This window comes from Flavobacterium commune (assembly GCF_001857965.1).
GTDB lineage: Bacteria > Bacteroidota > Bacteroidia > Flavobacteriales > Flavobacteriaceae > Flavobacterium > Flavobacterium commune.
In genome coordinates this window covers 873,283-892,117 of sequence record NZ_CP017774.1, presented here as the reverse complement: position 1 = coordinate 892,117, position 18,835 = coordinate 873,283, and the positions used below count along the sequence as shown (strand labels likewise).

Below are 18,835 nucleotides of genomic sequence, written 5' to 3'. Positions count from 1 at the left end.
TTATTAGAGCAGTTTTTTGTTAAATATTAAAGGGAGTAAGTTTTTTAAAGATTCCGATTTGTAAATCTTACCTATTTCTCCCATGAAATAAATTTCAATTGGACTGTCTTGCTTAATCTCGTATTCGGCTATAGATTGTCGGCACGCACCGCAGGGTGTAATTGGTGATGTAATTCCTGTTGCTTCGGGTGAGGCTGTAATGATTATTTTTGAAATTGTTGCCTCCGGAAAATTTGATGCAGCCTGATATAATGCGACTCTTTCTGCGCAAAGACCAGAAGGGTAAGCGGCATTTTCCTGATTGCTTCCTAAAATTATTTCTCCATTGTCTAAAGAAATGGCTGCCCCAACCCTGAATTTCGAATAAGGAGCGTAAGCGCTTTTTTGAGCTTGTATTGCTTTTTCGAAAAGGCTTTGAATTTCATTAGGTAACTCTTTTGTAGAATTGTAAGTGGTGAATTTGCTTGTAATGATAATTTCTTCCATTGTATATTGAGTAAAAAAAATCCAAATTTCTTTAGATGGAAATTTGGATTTTTGGTATGCTGTTTTTGTTGAAAATTAGTATTGTTCGTATTTGTCTCCAAAATTAAGTGTTAATGAAAAACGGAGTGTGTTTTCCAAAGGATTTGGGATTTTAGAGGCAGAGAATAAATAAGATAAATCGATTTTTAATGAAGTATATTTAAAACCTGCTCCAAGAGAAAAATATCGTAATCCGCTTTTGTTAGTGTTCTCATGATGGTACCCCATACGCATAGCAAAGGCATCCTGATAAGAATACTCGGCACCTACGGAATAAATGACTTCTTTTAGTTCTTCGCTAAATCCGTCAGGAGCGTCGCCTAAAGATTTAAAAACACCCGAAAACCATCCGGTTCTTCTGTATTCGTTATTGGATAAGCTAAAGTCTGTATTGTCAACAACGCCATCACCATTCATGTCGGTACCTGTGTAAGTACCGCTGTTATTGTCGTATCCTACTTTTGGTGTAGGTACAAGTAGCTTGTTGAGTTCTACGTTTAATCCTAATTTGTTATAATCGTCTAAAATAAAGTCAAAACCCGTTCCTAGTTTTAAATTGGCTGGCAAAAAGTTAGAGCTAATTTCGTCATTATCATAGCTGATTTTTGGTCCCAGATTTTGAATATTGAATCCGGCTCTCCATCTTCCGTTGAAGCTGTTGTATGCTATTTCTTCCGATTGGTAAAAACCGGCTATATCAATTGCAAAGGAACTCGCAGCGGTAGCGTCTCCATTGTCGGTTGCAACTTTTAGATTAGAATGAATGAATCTTGCGCCAACAGCCATGGAAAATTTTTCACTTAGTTTAAGTGAGTAAGATCCATCGATGGCAAATTCATTAGGAGCGACAGTTGCAAATGCTTCGTCAGGTTCTCCTGTTCTTCTTAATTCGATGTCTCCAAAGCCAAAATAGCGAAGGCTGGCTGCAAAAGCACTACGGTCAGAAATTTTGTTGTAATAAGTAAATTGTCCTAATGAAATATCGTTAGCAAGACCTGTTAAATAGGGTGTGTAACTGCCGCTGACACCTTGTTTGTCAATGGCAAAAGCATATTTGGCAGGGTTCCATTGTTGCGAAAAAGCATCCGCAGAGGTGGCTACCCCTATGTCGGCCATACCCGCGGCTCTTGCGTCAGCAGTAACAGATAAAAAAGGAACTGCTACTGTGATGGGTCTTTGTTGGGCTTGGATTAGCGAAATAGAAAACAAAGAAAGGGTTAAAAGTATTGTTTTTTTCATTGGTTAGAGGGTAATTAGTAGAACAAATATAGTGTTTTATTAAAAAGTTGCAAGTTTTTAGTTTTTTAGTTTTTGCAACTTAATTTACTGTTTTTTAGTTTTTGACTCATAGATAATTATAACTGCTGTTTTTGGATAATATTGTGTTTGCTTGTGTTGTATGTTTAATAAAGAAATCAAAAGAGTAAAAAAAAAGCATTAAGTATGTGAATAAATAATAAATAGTATAAATTTGCGTTTATTTTGAGTAAAGAAGCGATTATAATTATTAAAATAACATTGCAGGTTAATCGTTAATTATTATATTGCGACGCATAAATATTACCACAGTAAAGAGTATGAAAGTAGATAAAATTACAGTTTTTCGCTTGATGTTGTCAGTGATAGTAGCTTTAGGTTTTGCTAGTTGTAGTAAAAAATCTAGCTCTAAAGGTGCTTCGAGGGCAACGGGTTGGAATGTAGATAATAAGACAGCAGCCAAAAAACAAGAGGCAGGTCCGGGTTTGGTTTTTGTTGAAGGTGGAACTTTTACAATGGGAAAAGTACAGGATGATGTAATGCACGATTGGAATAATACTCCTACTCAGCAACACGTCCAGTCTTTTTATATGGATGAGACTGAGGTGACTAATTTTATGTATTTAGAATATTTGGATTGGGTTAAAAATGTTTTTTCTCCTGATGATGAAAATTATAAAGATGTATATAACGGCGTTGTTCCTGATACACTTGTGTGGAGAAATCGTTTGGGATACAATGAAACTATGACCAATAACTATTTGAGACATCCTGCTTATGCAGATTATCCTGTTGTTGGGGTAAACTGGATTCAGGCTGTTGATTTTGCTAATTGGAGAACTGAGCGTGTTAACGAAGCTATTTTGGAGAAAAATGGGTATTTGAAAAAAAATGCAAAAACAGATGATGTAAATGCGGATAACGCTTTTAGTACTGAGGCTTATTTAGCATCGCCGTCAACTGCACGAGGCGGAAGCGAAGAAATTGTTTTAAAAAGAGCAAAGGGAAGAGCGGTAAAATCGAAAGACGGAAGTGTTCAGGAACAAAAAAATGTGTATGCTCAACGTTCTTCAGGAATTATTATGCCGGAATACAGGCTTCCAACTGAGGCTGAGTGGGAATATGCTGCTGCTGCTGATGTAGGTCAAAGAGAATATAATATTTATAAAGGACAAAAGAAATATCCTTGGTCAGGTGAATATACACGTTCAGGAAAAAGACAAAGCAGAGGAGATCAATTGGCCAATTTCAAACAAGGAAATGGTGATTATGGTGGAATTGCAGGTTGGTCTGATGATGGTGCTGATATTACAAACGCTGTTAAATCATATCCGGCAAATGACTTTGGATTGTATGATATGGCGGGTAACGTTGCCGAATGGGTAGCCGATGTTTACAGACCGATTATCGATAATGAGGCTAACGATTTTAACTACTTTAGAGGTAATATGTACACTAAGAATAAAATTGGTGCTGATGGAAAAGTAGAGATTGTTACCAGAGAAAACATGAAATACGATACTTTAAGTACCGGAAAGTTAATGGCTAGAAATTTTCCTGGTCAAATTGCCAGGGTTCCTGTTGATGAGCAAGAAACTTATTTGAGACAAAATTTTGATAAGAGTAACAACATAGGTTATAGAGATGGTGATAAGCAATCTTCTAAGTATTATAATTTTGGATCTTCTGAATCAGATGGTGAAAAAGAAAAAAACATTGCTAAAATGTATAATTCGCCAGTACACAATGTTACTACCGATAGTTTAGGTTCAATGGTGAGAAAATACGATAGATCAAGTAAAAGAACTACTTTGATAAACGATAAAATTAGAGTTTACAAAGGGGGGTCATGGAGAGACAGAGCGTATTGGTTAGATCCGGCTCAAAGAAGATACTTTCCTCAGGATATGGCCACCGATTATATTGGGTTTAGATGTGCGATGTCCAGAGTAGGTTCTAAAGCTGATAAAAGAAAAACACCAAGAAATTAATTTCTAAAATAAAATAAATAAAAAGCCCTTTGATTAGGGCTTTTATTTTTTAAATCATTTTTATATGGATATCAATTACATTCATAGTTTATTTTTAAAATGTAGCGGAGTTTCGATAGATACCCGAAAAATTGAACCAAAATCATTGTTTGTTGCTATTAAAGGCGATCGATTTGATGCCAATACTTTTGCTGCAGAAGCATTAGAGAAAGGTGCTTCTTGTGTGATAATTGACAATGAAGCTTACTACATTGATGAGAGAACGGTTTTAGTAGAGGATAGTTTAGTTGCTTTGCAGGAATTGGCAAAGTTTCATAGGAATTATTTGAAATTGCCTATTGTTGCTCTTACAGGAAGTAATGGGAAAACCACTACTAAGGAGTTGATTAATGTGGTTTTGGCTAAAAAATACAAGACGAAAGCTACTGTTGGGAATTTGAATAACCATATTGGTGTTCCGTTGACCTTGTTGTCTTTTGATGCAAATACCGAAATTGGGATTGTTGAAATGGGTGCCAATCACAAAAAAGAAATCGAATTTCTTTGCGAAATTGCCCAACCTGATTATGGTTATATTACTAATTTTGGTAAAGCACACTTAGAGGGCTTTGGGGGTGTGGAAGGCGTTATTCAAGGAAAGAGCGAAATGTATCAATATCTTGCAAAGAATGATAAATTAGCTTTTATTAATCTTGAAGACCCTATTCAGCTTGAAAAATCCAAAGATTTAAAACACTATTCTTTTGGAATAAATAAGAAAAACGCAAATGTTGTGATTGCTGAAGTTAAAGCTAATCCTTTTGTAGAAGTTGGTTTTGATTCGCTTCAAATCAAAACGCATTTGATAGGTTTGTATAATGCCAATAATGTAAATGCGGCTCTGACTATTGGGAAGTTTTTTGAAGTTGAGGATGAAGCGATAAAAGCAGCATTAGAGAGTTATATTCCTGAGAATAATAGATCACAATTGTTGACTAAGGGAACTAACGAGATTATTCTGGATGCTTATAATGCCAATCCAAGCAGTATGGCTGTTGCGATTGCTAATTTTTTACAGCTTGAAAAATCAAATAAAATAATGATTTTAGGAGATATGTTCGAGCTGGGTGAGGAAAGTCATAAAGAGCATGAAGCTTTGGTGAATTCGTTAGTGAACGAAGCTAATGTAAGATGTTATTTTGTTGGGAAAGCTTTTTTTGAGTGCCAGCTAGCAAAAGATAATTTTTATTTTTATGACAGTTTTGATGCTTTTTCGGTTGGTTTAGAAGGAGTAAATTTCGAAAATAATACAATACTAATAAAAGGTTCTCGTGGTATGGCTTTAGAGCGTACTTTGGATTTTATAAAATAATTTATTCTTTTTTTAAATTCAAAAAAGAATAATCCAATAATAATGAATTAACTTTAGACTTGTGGTTGTAAAATACAACAGCAAGTTTAAAGTTATTTTTTTTTTTTTGATGAATAGAGAAGAAAAGTTTAATCAACTTCGTGAAAATACCGAATTTGATATCGTTATAATTGGTGGAGGAGCTACTGGCCTCGGTTGTGCTGTTGATGCTGCCAGTCGTGGATATAAGACCTTGCTTTTGGAGAAGTATGATTTTGCCAAAGGAACTTCCGGCAGATCTACAAAATTAGTTCATGGCGGAGTAAGGTATTTGGCTCAGGGCAATATTCATTTGGTTCGGGAAGCTTTGCTGGAACGCGGTCGAATGCTTAGAAATGCACCGCATGTTTGTCATAAATTAGGATTTGTAGTACCGGTATATTCGTGGTGGGATAAATGGTATTATGGTTTTGGTTTGTGGATTTACGAGTTTTTGTCGGCTAAATTTAGTCTGGGAAAAACACGAATACTTTCAAAAGCAGCTACTTTAAAACATTTGCCTGATTTGGATTCGACCAACTTAAAAGGAGGCGTTTTGTATTATGATGGGCAATTTGATGATAGTCGATTGGCAATTAATTTAGCTCAAACCGCAATTGAATATGGAGCACTAGTGTTGAATTATTGCGCAGTTTCTGATTTTATAAAAAAGGACAATAAGATAATTGGTTTAATTGCAAAAGACGAATTATCAAATCAGGAATATAGTATTAAAGCGAAGGCAGTTGTTAATGCAACTGGTGTTTTTGCGGATGATTTACTGCAAAAGGCGGAAGGACATGCAGAAGTAACCATTGCGCCATCGCAAGGAATTCATCTGGTATTGAATAAGTCTTATTTTGAAGGTTCTTCGGCGATGTTGATTCCTAAAACGTCTGATGGCAGGGTTTTGTTTGTAATTCCCTGGCATGATAAAATAGTGTTAGGTACTACCGATACTCCTGTTAAAGAAGTAGCATTGGAGCCAAAACCATTGGAAGAGGAAATTCATTTTATCATCAATCATTTTAATAAATATTCGAAACATAAAATTGATTATGCTGATCTAAATAGTGTTTTTGTAGGTTTGCGTCCGTTGGTGAAAGTAGGTGCTGAGAAAAAAACAGCTTTGTTGTCAAGAGAGCATAGTATTAAAGTACTTTCTTCTGGATTGATTAATGTGACTGGAGGCAAGTGGACTACTTATAGAAGTATGGCCGAACAGACTATCAATAAAGCAATTCAGGCTTCGGGATTGAAATTTGTCAGATGTAAAACCAGACGTTTGCAAATACACGGATATTCAAAAGAAAAAACGAATTCCCATTTCGCAATTTATGGTTCTGATGCTCATTTGATACAACAAATAATTGCTGCTGATGTTTCTTTATCTGAAAAAATTCATCCAGACTATCCTTATACAAAAGCAGAAGTAGTTTGGGTAGTAAAAAACGAAATGGCTCTAACTGTTGAGGATGTTTTAGCAAGAAGGATCAGATTGCTTTTTCTTGATGCAAGAGCGGCAATCCAGGCTGCTCCTGTTGTTGCAGAAATAATGGCTTTTTTGTTAGGAAAAAATACTGAGTGGAAGGAGGAGCAAATTGTTTTGTTTCATGAATTAGCTGAAGGATATTTGGTAAAATAAAAAAAATAACTCCATTATTTCTAATGAAGTTATTGAATTAGCTTAGGGATATTTACTGACTCTGGATTAGTTTTATACAAGTTCCTAAAACTGCAGCAATTACAATGATATAAGGCTCCTGGATTTTTTTGTAATAAATTAAAACCAAAACAGTAGTTGCGGCTATAAGTAAGGTTGGGATGTCTGTAATGCTTCGTTTAGCTATAATAATAACTGAGCCAACTAAAGCTCCTACAACAGTAGCAGTAATACCTTCGACAAATGCAGATACAGATTTGTTATTTGCAATCTTGTTAAAATAAGGAGCTAAGATTATGGTAAACAAATAACAAGGTAAAAATGTAGCCAATGCCGCAACTAAGGCTCCCAGAAATCCGGCAACCAGATACCCAATAAAACCTACTGTTATTACAACCGGACCTGGAGTTATCATGGCGACAGCAACCGAATCCAGAAACTGTTGTTCTGTTAACCATTGGTTTTCAGTTACGACTCCCGAATGTAAAAAAGGTACGATTGCCAATCCGCTTCCAAAGACAAAAGCTCCGGCTTCGGCAAAGAAAACGGCTATTTTTAGAAGTATTGGGTTTTCGTAATCCCAAAAGGAAATTTGACAAAGAATTACCGAATTGACAATTGCAGTATTTCGTAATCGGGGAGGGTTTTTTATAAACATGTATAACAGTCCTGCGGCTATAAAGAATAATATTTGCTCTTGCTCGGTGATATAAGTAATCACTGTAGCCAGAGTAAAAAAGAACCACAATAACCATTTTGATTTAAACGATTCGGGATTCAATTTTCCAATAGATTTTAATGTCAGTTTATAAGAGCTCAAAGTGATTATCCCTACAACGGCAGCTCCAACTCCATAGAAAACAGCTTGTATCCATGATAAACCACCGTACAATTTATAGACAATTGCCAGTAATATTACCATTATAAAAGAGGGAAGGATGAAAGCAAATCCAACTAAAGTAGCGCCAAGTAAGCCGTAATGTACGTATCCTAAATAGATTCCTAACTGGGCTGCTAAAGGTCCCGGAGCTAATTGTGCTAATGCAATTCCTTGTTTGTATTCTTCTTCGGAAATCCATTTTCGATTTTCAACTAAATCTTTGTGCATGTATCCTACTAAGGCTACCGGGCCACCAAAGCCTGTAGTTCCTAGTCTTAAAAAATATAAGACGATATCTTTTAAGCTGTATTTTGGTTTTGTTATCATAATTTTAAAAAGCTATTCCAAATTGAAAACTTGCGGTAAAAGTTGTTGGGTGATCATTGCCAAAACGAACAGGAAATGGTATGGCTACAAAATAACTGCAGTTATTGTTTTTCATGATAGTTTTGTTAAAAACAGCTGTTATTCCGTATCTGCCATTAGATTCAAATGCTGCTCTTCCTGCAAAAGTATATCCTTTTCCTAAAGCGACTAAAACTCCCGGGTGAAATAATAAGTTGGTTACTTTGCTTGTTCCCTGATCGTCTTTGATATTTGGGACAACTTCAAAGGAGAACCCGATTTTTTCGTTTTTCCAGATGTTGATTCCTGTGGGAAAACCTACGGCATAATAATCTCTGAAGTTTACTGTAGTTTCCTCTTTACTGATCGAAACTATCGGATGCAGTATGCCAAAATAGCCTGTGATTTTTGGGTAAACAGTTTGCGAAAAACCGGCAATACTTGATAATAATAAGGTAATAAAAAGAGTGGGCTTAAGTGACATAGTTTTGGATTTGATAATAAAAGCAAAGCTATGAACAGGAATAGTACTATAAATAGAATCCTATTTACCTTTTGTATCTGGATTACTTTTTTGTATTCTTTTTCGATAAGAAGACGGGTTTTTCCCAGTATGCAATTTGAAAATTCGGGTAAAATGGCTTTGATCTGAAAAACCGGTCATATAAGCTATTTCCGTTAATGTGTAGGATGAATTTTCGATAAGATTAATTGCTTTTTCAATTCGAAGTTTTCTAACATAATCTCCAAAATTCAAATCTTCAAAATACTTAGAAAACTCTCTGGATAAATAAGACGGATTCAAATTCAAATCATTTGAGATTTGTTTTAAATCAAAGGTGAATTGGGTGTCAATTTGATCCTGAATGATTTCTTTTAAGTCTTTAACCCAGGAAGGAGTTTTGCTTGAATGTTTTTTGTCTTTTAGGAATTTATTGTAAACTTCATGCAGTAAGTTTTCAAAAGGACTATTTTGTAAATGCTTTTGTTGGTACAAGTGAGTAGCCCAGCTGTATAATGCGTCATAAACAATCATGCCTGTTTCCAGTAATTTATAATCGTCTGTGATGTTGTATGAAAGTCCCGCTGAAATTGCCCAAAGTCCCGCCGATTCTTTTGCAATGTCATGTCTGTCAGTGTCAGCTCCTCGCACAATTTCGGCTATAATTGAAATAGCAGGATCGTTAATTTGATACTTTTTGATAATATAATCAAAGGTGCTTTCTTGGTTATAGTGTGTGAATTCTACGTTTGGAATGTCAAACGGAATTGCATTTAATTCTTTTGCCTTGCTTAAAACAATATTGAAGGGGACATAAATGAACTCGGCTTCAGTATCGACAAATTTTTTAATCAGCCAAGGGCATGCAATTCTATCTATTTTTGGTCTTTCTCTGGTAATCCATTTCATTCCAAATAATATTAAAGGAAATTTAATTTTTAAATGTGAAGCTAAGCTACATTTATTTTAGGATTAAAAAGCTAAGATACGGCATAAAAAAAACTCCTTAATTGCTTAAGGAGTTTTTTGGTGGGCGATGAGGGGTTCGAACCCCCGACCCCCTCGGTGTAAACGAGGTGCTCTGAACCAGCTGAGCTAATCGCCCTATTTTACTAGGTTGCTGTCGTTTGTGATTGCGAGTGCAAATATACAATGCTTTTTCGAGTTTGCAAGCAAAAAACGAAAAAAATTATAAAATTTCTGCAACTACAAAGGTACTTCCTCCCACATATATGAAATCGTTGGAATTAGCTGATTCTTTTGATTTTTTATAAGCTTCTGGAACAGAGTGTAGTATTGCTCCTTTTAAGCCGAATTGTGCTGCTTTTTCTTTTAATGCCAATGCTTCGAGTCCTCGAGGAATATTTGGTTTGCAAAAATAATAAATTGCATTTTTAGGGAACAAAGGCAAAACTTCGTCTAAATCTTTGTCGTTTACAACTCCTAAAACAATATGCAATTGCTCAAATTTTTCTTTTTTAATTTGGTTTAGTACAATCTCTAATCCGTTTTTGTTGTGTGCGGTGTCACAGATGATTTTAGGGGAGCTGCCTAATTGTTGCCATCTTCCCAAAAGTCCGGTGTTTTTCACTACATTTAATAAGCCTGATTCAATGTTATTTTGATTAATAGAAAAATCAGTTTTAGTATTTAAAATTTGGATGGTTTGTATAACCGTTTTTTTATTGTGTATTTGATAATCGCCAATTAAATCCGAGGGAAGGTTTTCTGAAATCAAATCGGAGGCGAAGTAGATTTCGGAATTGGTTTCTTTTGCTTTCGCTTCGAAAACAGGTTTTGTTTCGTCGGTGTATTCTCCAATTACAACCGGAATTTCAGTTTTGATAATTCCGGCTTTTTCAAAAGCAATTGCTTCTAAGGTGTTTCCAAGAAACTGAAGGTGATCTAATCCAATATTTGTTATCACCGATACTAAGGGAGTGATGATATTAGTAGCATCGAGTCTTCCGCCCATTCCGACTTCAATAATAGCAATATCGACTTCTTCTTTGGCGAAATAAGCAAAGGCCAATCCAACGCTCATTTCGAAAAAACTAATGTCATTGGTTTCAAAAAAAGATTTGTTTGAATTGATAAAATCACAAACAAAATCTTCAGTAATTTCGAAACCGTTTATTTTAATGCGCTCTCTGTAATCTTTTAAATGAGGCGAGGTATAAAGTCCCACTTTGTAACCCGCTTCCTGAAGTATGGAAGCCAGCATATGAGAAGTAGAACCTTTTCCGTTTGTCCCGGCAACATGAATACATTTTAAATTGGTATGCGGATTATTGAGGTGATTTATCAGTAAATGCGTATTGGTTAAATCTTTTTTGTAAGCAGAAGCTCCTTGCAATTGGTACATCGGAAGTTGATTGAACATCCAGGCTGTAGTTTCTTGATAATTCATTTATTTTTTGATAAAATTAGTTCGGGACTGAAATAAATTTCGGTTTTTTTAGTTTAATATTGCAACTAAAAGTTACTGCAATGCAAAATTGAAGTATTTTTTATAATTAATGAGTAAAATTAAAAAATAATATATGTTTAGTTATATCCAATTACAGGCCGATACTATTGCTAATGCTGCTTCAAATGTTGTTGTCGAAAACGTGGCTTCAAATACTGAAATTTCTGTTTTAGGTTTTATTTTAAAAGGAGGTTTTTTCTTAATCCCAATTTCAATATTATTATTTTATACTTTTTATTTAATTATTGAGCGTTATTTATACATAAATAAAGCTTCAAAGATTGATACTCATTTATTAAAAGATGTCAGTGTAAATCTTATTTCAGGGAAATTAGATATGGCACTTGCTATAGCCGAGAGAAGCAATACCGCTTCCGGGAATATACTTAAAGAAGGAGTTCAGGTCGTGGGAAGACCTATTACTGAAATTGAATCGAATATGGATCGTGCAGCAGATATTGAAATAGGGGAGATGGAGAAACATCTGGGACAATTAGGGCTTATTGCCGGTATTGCGCCAACATTGGGATTTATCGGTACTATTTCGGGGGTTATTAAAATATTTTACAGTATTTCGGTAACCGAAAATATCAGTATAGGGAACATTTCCGGTGGATTGTATGAAAAGATGATTAGTAGTGGAGCCGGATTGATTGTGGGGATTATTGCATATAGCGGTTACCATTTGTTGAACGGAAAGATTGATCATTTTGCTTTAAAAATTCAGAAACAAATATTGGAGTTTGTCAATATTATTCAAAAATCTTAAATTATGTCAATTAAGCGCAAAAGAAGATTTCATGCCGAAGTGGCTACTTCGTCATTGAGTGACATTATGTTTTTCCTGTTGCTTTTTTTCCTGATTATATCAACTTTGGCAAATCCGAATGTTATCAAAATGACTTTGCCAAAAGCCAAGGCTAATGAGAAAACAAACAAACAATTTATTAGTTTGTCGGTAACTGAAGATAAAAAATTTTATATTGATAAACAGCCCGTTGTTTTTGAAGAGCTGGAAACAACTTTAATGTCTAAGATGGATACAGAAAAAGATCAGACAGTAGTAGTTAGAATTCCGTTCAATTTACAAGTACAGGATTTGGTTGATGTGTTGCAAATAGGAGTTAGAAATAATTTAAAATTTGTAATTGCAACGAGTCCAAAATAATTTTAAGAATTAACGAGATTTAAAAATCAAACCCATAAAAAAGATAGAGCCTTAGTTTGCAAACTAAGGCTCTATCTTTTTTATGATTTATGCTTTTTTTGAACAAAAGGAGTTTTATTAATTCAGTTTGAAATTATATATAATTTTACCCGTTTGCTTTTCAGGAGCATTACTGCTTGGATCCCATCGGGTATTCATTGCTGCAATTTTGGCTTGCTCTAATAGGCAGCTGATTGTGTTAGTTGTTCCTTTTATTCCGGCAATAGCGCTTACTGTCCTTCCGTTTCGATCTACTGAAACTTCAACAACAACTCTTCCTTCTTCATTGCAAGTGTATTTAGGAACAGGTTTAGAAATTGCTTTTCTATTTCCTAGTGAATAACCTATTCCATCACCAGAACCACTTCCTGAGCCTCCGCCATAGCCACTTCCGCTTCCTGAGCCAGTGCCTGTTCCGTTACCTGTTCCATTGCCTCCTCCGGTTCCTCCACCAGAACCACCAGTGCCATAATAACTATTGGAGCTTAAATTTCCGTTGGGTCTTCCTTTGTTGCCTGCTGTTTTGTCGTCCCCGTCACCACCTCGGTTAGAACCTTTCATAATGCTGGCTAAGGCATCATTAGTGCTGTTAGAAACTTTAGGTTTTGCAACAACTATAGGTTTTGGTTCTTCTTTTTTTACAACTACTATAGTTTTTTTTGTCTTTTCTTTCGGTGGAATTACAACACTTTCTTCGGTGGTGTTTTCCTGTGATAAAATAGCTTCGTCAGGAATTGTTTTCGAAGGTGCTGGTTTGGCGTGGTTTTTTACTTCCAAAATCTCACTTTTATAATTAGAACCGGAACCAAAATCACTATCTCCAAAATTAACAGTAACACCGCCGCCACCGCCACCACCAGTTAGCTCGTCCAAATTTGCAGGAGGCCAAAAACGGATGAAGAATAAAATCAGTAGCAGTGTTGCGTACAAAAGCGTAGAGATTGCTAACGATTTTTTTTGATCTGATGAAATGGTTGAACTCATTGGTATTTTTAAATTTTGATGCTAGTATTAAAAACGTCGAAAAGTACTAAAAATTGTTAAGAGTAAAAAACACTGCTTTCAATTAAAATAACTCATTGGATTAAATTATCAAAATGTCAGTTCGAGTGTTTTTTGTCTAATGTCCCGAAACTTCGGGAGTAACAAAAAAATGCCTGTTTGCCACCGGCAGGTATAGAGAACTTAGTTTTAATTATGTTTTGGCAAGTAAATAAAACCAGAGCTATGATCTTCTCTTGCACCGGTCACGCTGCTTAGCACATTGATTTCGTCTCTCAGTTTTAGGATTCCAAGTAAGGCAAAAATTAAAGCTTCTTTAAATTCCAGAATTTTGTTTTCGGGAATGATGAGCTTCATTTCGGGTAAATAATGTTGGATTCTGGAAATAAGAAAATCATTGTAAGCACCGCCTCCGGTAATCAATAAACTACCTTTTTTTGTTGGCAAAGCCAAGGCCGTTTGTAAAGAAATATGTTCGGTAAAAGTGTGTAGTTTATCTTCGATTGAAATATTGAATTTTTCTATCAGCGGCAACACAGCTTCTTTTACAAATTCGAATCCTAAGGATTTTGGATGTTTTTTTTGATAAAAATCGAAAGCATTTAATTCGTTTAATAATTCAGTACTGATTTTTCCGGTTTTCGAAATTTGACCTTTATCGTCATAATTCAATCCCAGTTGATTGGCATAAAAATTCAAAACGGTGTTTACAGGCGAAATGTCAAAAGCAATTCTTTGATTATTTTCTTCGAAAGAAACATTGGAAAAACCACCTAAATTGATACAATAATCGTATTCGCTAAATAAAATCCGGTCACCAATAGGAACTAATGGAGCGCCTTGTCCGCCTAATTGAACATCTTCAACCCTAAAATCGCAAACTATTCTTTGTTGGGTCAAAGTAGCAATTTCCGGAAGATTTCCTATTTGAAGTGTGAATCCGTTTTGCGGTTGGTGTAAAATGGTGTGACCATGGGAACAAACGGCGTCAAGATTGATGATTTTATTTTTTTTGATAAAATCAACGATGATTTTTGAAAGTAGCTGGGTGTAATTTTGATTCAAAATCTCGAGATTTTCTTTCGAAAAATCCACTGCTGATTTTAATTGGTTCACCCAATCAGTGCTATAAGGAACGGTTTCGCTTTCCAGAATTTTAAAAGACCATTGGTTTTGTTTTATTTCGAATTGAATGTGAGCCAAATCAACTCCGTCAAGTGAAGTTCCTGACATAACGCCAATTACGTTGTAAAATTCTTTTTTCATATATTGGAAATGAGAAGCGATTAAAATATTAAAAGTCGAAGTTGCTTTTTTTAAATAAAAGTAAGTAAATTTAGAAAACACAAAAGCAATAAGCGAAGATTGTGTATGGAATTTTGAAATATTTTTTACGTTCCAAATGCCTTTTTTCATTCGTATTTGAGGACTTAATTTATAAAAAGCATTATTATGGATTTCAATTTGACCGAAGAACAAAAAATGATTCAGCAGGCTGCTAGAGATTTTGCCCAAAACGAATTATTGCCGGGAGTGATAGAGCGGGATGAGTTTTCTAAATTCCCCGCCGAACAGGTGAAAAAAATGGCAGAATTGGGTTTTCTGGGAATGATGGTCGATCCTAAATACGGAGGTTCGGGCATGGACAATGTTTCTTATGTTTTGGTGCTCAGCGAAATTGCAAAAGTCGATGCTTCATCTGCGGTCATTATGTCTGTAAATAATTCTTTGGTTTGTGCCGGATTGGAAAAATATTGCAACGAAGAGCAAAAACAAAAATATTTGGTCCCATTAGCAAAAGGTGAGATTATTGGTGCTTTTTGTCTTTCGGAACCTAATGCGGGTTCTGACGCCACTTCGCAAAAAACAACAGCCATCGATAAGGGAGACTATTATTTACTGAATGGAACAAAAAACTGGATAACCAATGGTTCTACGGCTTCGACTTATATTGTGATGGCACAAACGGATGCTGAAAAAGGACATAAGGGGATTAATGCTTTTATTGTCGAAAAAGGTTGGGCTGGTTTTGAAGTTGGTCCTAAGGAAAAGAAGATGGGAATCAGAGGCTCAGATACACATTCGCTCATATTTAATGATGTAAAAGTACCAAAGGAAAATAGGATAGGGGAAGATGGTTTTGGGTTTCATTTTGCTATGGAAATTCTTAATGGCGGTCGAATAGGGATTGCTTCCCAGGCATTAGGAATTGCCACAGGGGCTTATGAATTGGCATTGAAATATTCCCATGTAAGGGAATCTTTTGGTAAAGAAATTTTTCAACATCAGGCTATTGCTTTTAAATTAGTGGATATGGCGACCCAAATTACGGCTGCTAAATTGCTGTGTTTAAAAGCCGCTTCAGAGAAAGATGTGGGTATGGATATTACCCAATCGGGAGCGATGGCTAAGTTGTTTGCTTCACAAACAGCTATGGATGTTACTATTGAAGCTGTCCAAATTCACGGCGGAAATGGCTATGTAGCCGAATATCATGTGGAGCGTATGATGCGTGATGCAAAAATTACCCAAATTTATGAAGGAACATCAGAGATTCAAAAAATAGTGATTTCAAGAACTTTGTAGTTGTAAAAATAAGCCCAATATTGTTTTGGGCAAGCCAATGACTATTTTGTAGCTTTTGTTTATTTTTGTGACATGAAGAATATTATTATTACAGGAACCAGTAGAGGAATTGGTTTTGAATTGGCTTTACAATTTGCTAATGCAGGACATCAGGTTTTAGCTATTTCGAGAAAAACACCTCAAGAGTTAATCGTTCATGAAAATATCAGTTGTCTTTCGGTTGATTTGTCGAACGAATCTGATTTAGAAAAAGTAGAAAATTTTCTTGCTGAAACATGGAAACAGGTTGATGCTGTGATTCACAATGCAGGAAGTTTAATTTGTAAACCTTTTGAAACCTTAACCCAAACAGATTTTGAAAATGTGTATAAGGTGAATGTTTTTGCTGTTGCAAATTTGACTCGTATTTGCATTCCGTTTTTACAAAAAGGAAGTCATGTAGTTACCATCAGTTCGATGGGAGGCGTTCAGGGCAGTTTGAAATTTGCCGGTCTTGCCGCTTATAGTTCAAGTAAAGGAGCTGTAATTTCGCTTTCGGAATTATTAGCCGAAGAATACAAAGAACATGGCATTGCGTTTAATGTTTTGGCATTAGGAGCTGTGCAAACGGAAATGTTGCAAGAAGCTTTCCCGGGTTATCAAGCGCCAATTTCGGCAGAAGGCATGGCAACCTATATTTTTGATTTTACATTGAACGGAAATAAATATTTTAACGGAAAAGTATTGCAGGTTTCAACTACCAATCCGTAAAATTTAAATCTCAAATTTTAAATTCCAAATCCCAATTGAGCGATACCTTAGCAAAATATCTTCCTGATCACGCAGTCAAACCTGTTTTTGAGTTGATTGTGGAGCATGGAGTACATTTGAAAATCGTTAACGAGCGTGCGACTCGTCATGGGGATTATCGAAAAGCCATGAACGGAAAACACGAAATTACCGTAAACGGAAGTTTGAATAAATATCGTTTTTTAATTACGCTCATTCACGAAATTGCGCATTTAGTAGCTTTCGAAAAATTTGGTCGCAACATTAAACCGCATGGAAATGAGTGGAAACATACTTTTCAGCAATTGATGGTGCCTTATATTCGCCCTGAAATTTTCCCAAACCAATTGCTACCTTTGTTAGCCAGACATTTTAGAAATCCTAGTGCCAGCAGCGATACCGATACTACTTTGTCCCTTGCCTTAAAACAATTTGACAAGCAAAACGATAAAAATTATGTTTTCGAAATTCCCTACGGCAGTGTATTCCGAATTAAAAACGGTAAGGTTTTCAAGAAAATAGCAGTTCGTACCAAACGATATGAGTGCTTAGAAATGAGTTCTGGACGTTTGTATTTATTTAATCCCAACGCTGAGGTGGAATTGATTAAAAATTCCAACTAATAAATAAATTCCAAAATAGAAATCCCAAATTCCAATCCCGAAATTTCGGGGTAAAGTTGGAATTTGGGATTTTGATTATTTGGAATTTAAAAGAGTTATTCTTTCAAATGTGCTTCTCTTACTTTTTTGAACAAATTAGAAGAATATACAAAAGCAACAACAGCTTCGTTATCAGTTCTGAAAATTTCTTCTTTAGTACCTTCCCAGGCTTTTAAACCGTTTTTTAAGAATAGGATTTTCTCACCTATTTCCATCACTGAGTTCATATCGTGTGTATTGATTACTGTTGTGATATTGTATTCTTCGGTGATTTCTTTGATGAGGTTATCAATCAATATTGAGGTGTTAGGGTCTAATCCGGAGTTAGGTTCATCACAAAATAGGTATTTCGGATTGTTTACGATAGCGCGGGCAATAGCCACACGTTTTTGCATTCCTCCTGAAATTTCAGAAGGTAATTTTTTATGAGCGTCAATTAGATTCACTCTTTTTAAAACAAAATCTACCCTGTCTTCAATTTTTGCTTTGTCGTCTTTGGTAAACATTTTCAATGGGAAAGCCACATTTTCGGCAACGGTCATCGAATCGAATAAGGCACTTCCTTGAAAAACCATTCCAATTTCGGTACGTAATTCTCTTTTTTCATCGGGATCCAATTCAGAATAAATACGACCATCGAAAGAAATCGTTCCTACTTCGGGTTGGTGAATTCCAAGTAAACTCTTTAATAATACTGTTTTTCCGGAACCACTTTGTCCAATGATAAGATTGGTTTTTCCGGTTTCGAAAATAGTGCTGACTCCTTTAAGAATTTTACTGTCTCCAAATGATTTCTCTATGTTTTTTACTTCTATCATGATCCTAGTAACAACTGAGTTAGTATATAATTGAAAAGTATGATGGAAACCGATGTCCAAACAAAGGATACTGTACTTGCTTTACCTACTTCCAATGCGCCACCTTTCATATAATAACCGTGAAAAGATGGAATTGTAGCTAATAACATGGCAAAAATGATGGTTTTAATAAAAGCATAAGTAATATGAAATGGGATAAATTCCATCTGAGCTCCATTGATAAATTCGGCACTTGAGGTAAAACCACCATAAACGCCGGCTATCCAGCCTCCTAGGATTCCTAAAAACATACTAATTCCAATAACAAATGGATACAATAATAAGGCGATGATTTTAGGAAAAACTAAGTAGTTTAATGAATTAACTCCCATTACTTCCAGAGCGTCAATTTGTTCAGTAACACGCATGGTTCCGATACTTGAGGTAATGAATGAACCCATTTTTCCGGCCATAATTACTGAAATAAAGGTTGGCGCAAATTCCAAAATTACCGATTGGCGGGTTGCAAAACCGATTAGATATTTTGGGATTAATGGATTGGTTAAATTCAAAGCGGTCTGAATAGAAACTACTCCACCCACAAAGAATGAAATGAAGGCAACAATACCTAGTGAGCCAATGATTAAATCGTCTATTTCTTTAAATATGAGATTGCGCATCACAGACCATTTGGTTTGTTTGTTAAAAATCTCTTTGAGCATTAGGAAATATCTTCCTATTTGCGATAAATATCGAATGAGCATCATAGTTTTTTGAATATGGGCTAATTTACAAAATTAGTTATGAGTTA

The 18,835-nt window shown here is 35.3% G+C and carries 18 protein-coding genes and 1 tRNA gene; 8 read left to right on the top strand and 11 right to left on the bottom strand.

Features of this window, described 5'->3' with window-relative positions; genetic code table 11:
* Positions 1–3: 3 nt before the first annotated feature.
* Entirely contained in the window at positions 4–486 is a 483-nt protein-coding gene (gene cdd, locus BIW12_RS03865) for a cytidine deaminase (protein ID WP_071183894.1), read from the bottom strand.
* Between the two features lie 75 nt (positions 487–561).
* Positions 562–1,764 carry a type IX secretion system outer membrane channel protein PorV gene (porV, locus tag BIW12_RS03860; RefSeq protein WP_071183893.1) on the bottom strand — a complete coding sequence of 401 codons (1,203 nt, stop codon included), beginning with the start codon at positions 1,762–1,764 and terminating at the stop codon, positions 562–564.
* A gap of 338 nt (positions 1,765–2,102) precedes the next feature.
* Here porV and gldJ point away from each other — a divergent pair, with 338 nt between their 5' ends.
* The 3 genes from gldJ to BIW12_RS03845 all read left to right on the top strand — a co-directional run bounded on the left by gldJ (position 2,103) and on the right by BIW12_RS03845 (position 6,787).
* Positions 2,103–3,773 (top strand): gliding motility lipoprotein GldJ, encoded by a 1,671-nt coding sequence (gldJ, locus tag BIW12_RS03855; protein WP_071183892.1) that lies wholly within the window; start codon positions 2,103–2,105, stop codon positions 3,771–3,773.
* Positions 3,774–3,837: 64 nt separating this feature from the next.
* A complete protein-coding gene (locus BIW12_RS03850) occupies positions 3,838–5,124 on the top strand; it encodes a UDP-N-acetylmuramoyl-tripeptide--D-alanyl-D-alanine ligase (RefSeq protein WP_071183891.1) in 1,287 nt (428 codons plus the stop codon).
* A 109-nt stretch (positions 5,125–5,233) separates the two neighbouring features.
* A complete protein-coding gene (locus tag BIW12_RS03845) occupies positions 5,234–6,787 on the top strand; it encodes a glycerol-3-phosphate dehydrogenase/oxidase (RefSeq protein ID WP_071183890.1) in 1,554 nt (517 codons plus the stop codon).
* Between the two features lie 52 nt (positions 6,788–6,839).
* On the opposite strand, the gene BIW12_RS03840 is transcribed toward BIW12_RS03845, so the two are convergent.
* From BIW12_RS03840 to BIW12_RS03820, 5 genes are all read right to left on the bottom strand, one after another.
* On the bottom strand, positions 6,840–8,012 hold the full coding sequence (locus BIW12_RS03840; RefSeq protein WP_071183889.1) for a chromate transporter: 1,173 nt from the start codon (positions 8,010–8,012) through the stop codon (positions 6,840–6,842).
* A gap of 4 nt (positions 8,013–8,016) precedes the next feature.
* Positions 8,017–8,514: a hypothetical protein gene (locus BIW12_RS03835; RefSeq protein ID WP_071183888.1), complete on the bottom strand. Its 498-nt coding sequence runs from the start codon at positions 8,512–8,514 to the stop codon at positions 8,017–8,019.
* A gap of 60 nt (positions 8,515–8,574) precedes the next feature.
* Positions 8,575–9,441: a chromate resistance protein ChrB domain-containing protein gene (locus BIW12_RS03830; RefSeq protein WP_071183887.1), complete on the bottom strand. Its 867-nt coding sequence runs from the start codon at positions 9,439–9,441 to the stop codon at positions 8,575–8,577.
* 118 nt (positions 9,442–9,559) lie between these two features.
* Positions 9,560–9,637: transfer RNA gene (locus BIW12_RS03825), tRNA-Val, on the bottom strand.
* Positions 9,638–9,721: 84 nt separating this feature from the next.
* A complete protein-coding gene (locus BIW12_RS03820; protein ID WP_071183886.1) occupies positions 9,722–10,942 on the bottom strand; it encodes a bifunctional folylpolyglutamate synthase/dihydrofolate synthase in 1,221 nt (406 codons plus the stop codon).
* Between the two features lie 133 nt (positions 10,943–11,075).
* On the opposite strand from BIW12_RS03820, the gene BIW12_RS03815 reads away from it, so the two are divergent.
* Entirely contained in the window at positions 11,076–11,771 is a 696-nt protein-coding gene (locus BIW12_RS03815) for a MotA/TolQ/ExbB proton channel family protein (protein ID WP_071183885.1), read from the top strand.
* 3 nt (positions 11,772–11,774) lie between these two features.
* Positions 11,775–12,170, top strand: coding sequence for an ExbD/TolR family protein (locus BIW12_RS03810; RefSeq protein ID WP_071183884.1), 396 nt, complete (start codon positions 11,775–11,777; stop codon positions 12,168–12,170).
* A gap of 117 nt (positions 12,171–12,287) precedes the next feature.
* Here the strand turns inward: BIW12_RS03810 and BIW12_RS03805 are convergent, their stop codons facing one another.
* Positions 12,288–13,193, bottom strand: a complete 906-nt coding sequence (locus BIW12_RS03805) for an energy transducer TonB (protein WP_071183883.1) — start codon at positions 13,191–13,193, stop codon at positions 12,288–12,290.
* A gap of 207 nt (positions 13,194–13,400) precedes the next feature.
* Positions 13,401–14,477, bottom strand: coding sequence for an anhydro-N-acetylmuramic acid kinase (locus BIW12_RS03800; protein WP_071186115.1), 1,077 nt, complete (start codon positions 14,475–14,477; stop codon positions 13,401–13,403).
* A 186-nt stretch (positions 14,478–14,663) separates the two neighbouring features.
* Here BIW12_RS03800 and BIW12_RS03795 point away from each other — a divergent pair, with 186 nt between their 5' ends.
* The 3 genes from BIW12_RS03795 to BIW12_RS03785 all read left to right on the top strand — a co-directional run bounded on the left by BIW12_RS03795 (position 14,664) and on the right by BIW12_RS03785 (position 17,188).
* Positions 14,664–15,797 carry an acyl-CoA dehydrogenase gene (locus tag BIW12_RS03795; RefSeq protein WP_071183882.1) on the top strand — a complete coding sequence of 378 codons (1,134 nt, stop codon included), beginning with the start codon at positions 14,664–14,666 and terminating at the stop codon, positions 15,795–15,797.
* A gap of 72 nt (positions 15,798–15,869) precedes the next feature.
* The gene (locus tag BIW12_RS03790; protein ID WP_071183881.1) at positions 15,870–16,547 is read left to right on the top strand and encodes an SDR family NAD(P)-dependent oxidoreductase; all 678 of its coding nucleotides are present in this window, start codon (positions 15,870–15,872) and stop codon (positions 16,545–16,547) included.
* Between the two features lie 35 nt (positions 16,548–16,582).
* Positions 16,583–17,188, top strand: coding sequence for a SprT-like domain-containing protein (locus tag BIW12_RS03785; RefSeq protein WP_071183880.1), 606 nt, complete (start codon positions 16,583–16,585; stop codon positions 17,186–17,188).
* A gap of 95 nt (positions 17,189–17,283) precedes the next feature.
* On the opposite strand, the gene BIW12_RS03780 is transcribed toward BIW12_RS03785, so the two are convergent.
* Positions 17,284–18,045, bottom strand: coding sequence for an ABC transporter ATP-binding protein (locus tag BIW12_RS03780; protein ID WP_071183879.1), 762 nt, complete (start codon positions 18,043–18,045; stop codon positions 17,284–17,286).
* Positions 18,042–18,791, bottom strand: a complete 750-nt coding sequence (locus tag BIW12_RS03775) for an MlaE family ABC transporter permease (RefSeq protein ID WP_071183878.1) — start codon at positions 18,789–18,791, stop codon at positions 18,042–18,044. The genes BIW12_RS03780 and BIW12_RS03775 overlap by 4 nt, the downstream gene beginning before the upstream one ends.
* Positions 18,792–18,835: the final 44 nt, after the last annotated feature.

Bases quoted from the DNA above. Each gene is read 5' to 3' on its own strand.
- cdd (WP_071183894.1), bottom strand. From the start codon at position 486: ATGGAAGAAATTATCATTACAAGCAAATTCACCACTTACAATTCTACA.
- porV (WP_071183893.1), bottom strand. From the start codon at position 1,764: ATGAAAAAAACAATACTTTTAACCCTTTCTTTGTTTTCTATTTCGCTA.
- gldJ (WP_071183892.1), top strand. From the start codon at position 2,103: ATGAAAGTAGATAAAATTACAGTTTTTCGCTTGATGTTGTCAGTGATA.
- BIW12_RS03850 (WP_071183891.1), top strand. From the start codon at position 3,838: ATGGATATCAATTACATTCATAGTTTATTTTTAAAATGTAGCGGAGTT.
- BIW12_RS03845 (WP_071183890.1), top strand. From the start codon at position 5,234: ATGAATAGAGAAGAAAAGTTTAATCAACTTCGTGAAAATACCGAATTT.
- BIW12_RS03840 (WP_071183889.1), bottom strand. From the start codon at position 8,012: ATGATAACAAAACCAAAATACAGCTTAAAAGATATCGTCTTATATTTT.
- BIW12_RS03835 (WP_071183888.1), bottom strand. From the start codon at position 8,514: ATGTCACTTAAGCCCACTCTTTTTATTACCTTATTATTATCAAGTATT.
- BIW12_RS03830 (WP_071183887.1), bottom strand. From the start codon at position 9,441: ATGAAATGGATTACCAGAGAAAGACCAAAAATAGATAGAATTGCATGC.
- BIW12_RS03820 (WP_071183886.1), bottom strand. From the start codon at position 10,942: ATGAATTATCAAGAAACTACAGCCTGGATGTTCAATCAACTTCCGATG.
- BIW12_RS03815 (WP_071183885.1), top strand. From the start codon at position 11,076: ATGTTTAGTTATATCCAATTACAGGCCGATACTATTGCTAATGCTGCT.
- BIW12_RS03810 (WP_071183884.1), top strand. From the start codon at position 11,775: ATGTCAATTAAGCGCAAAAGAAGATTTCATGCCGAAGTGGCTACTTCG.
- BIW12_RS03805 (WP_071183883.1), bottom strand. From the start codon at position 13,193: ATGAGTTCAACCATTTCATCAGATCAAAAAAAATCGTTAGCAATCTCT.
- BIW12_RS03800 (WP_071186115.1), bottom strand. From the start codon at position 14,477: ATGAAAAAAGAATTTTACAACGTAATTGGCGTTATGTCAGGAACTTCA.
- BIW12_RS03795 (WP_071183882.1), top strand. From the start codon at position 14,664: ATGGATTTCAATTTGACCGAAGAACAAAAAATGATTCAGCAGGCTGCT.
- BIW12_RS03790 (WP_071183881.1), top strand. From the start codon at position 15,870: ATGAAGAATATTATTATTACAGGAACCAGTAGAGGAATTGGTTTTGAA.
- BIW12_RS03780 (WP_071183879.1), bottom strand. From the start codon at position 18,045: ATGATAGAAGTAAAAAACATAGAGAAATCATTTGGAGACAGTAAAATT.
- BIW12_RS03775 (WP_071183878.1), bottom strand. From the start codon at position 18,791: ATGATGCTCATTCGATATTTATCGCAAATAGGAAGATATTTCCTAATG.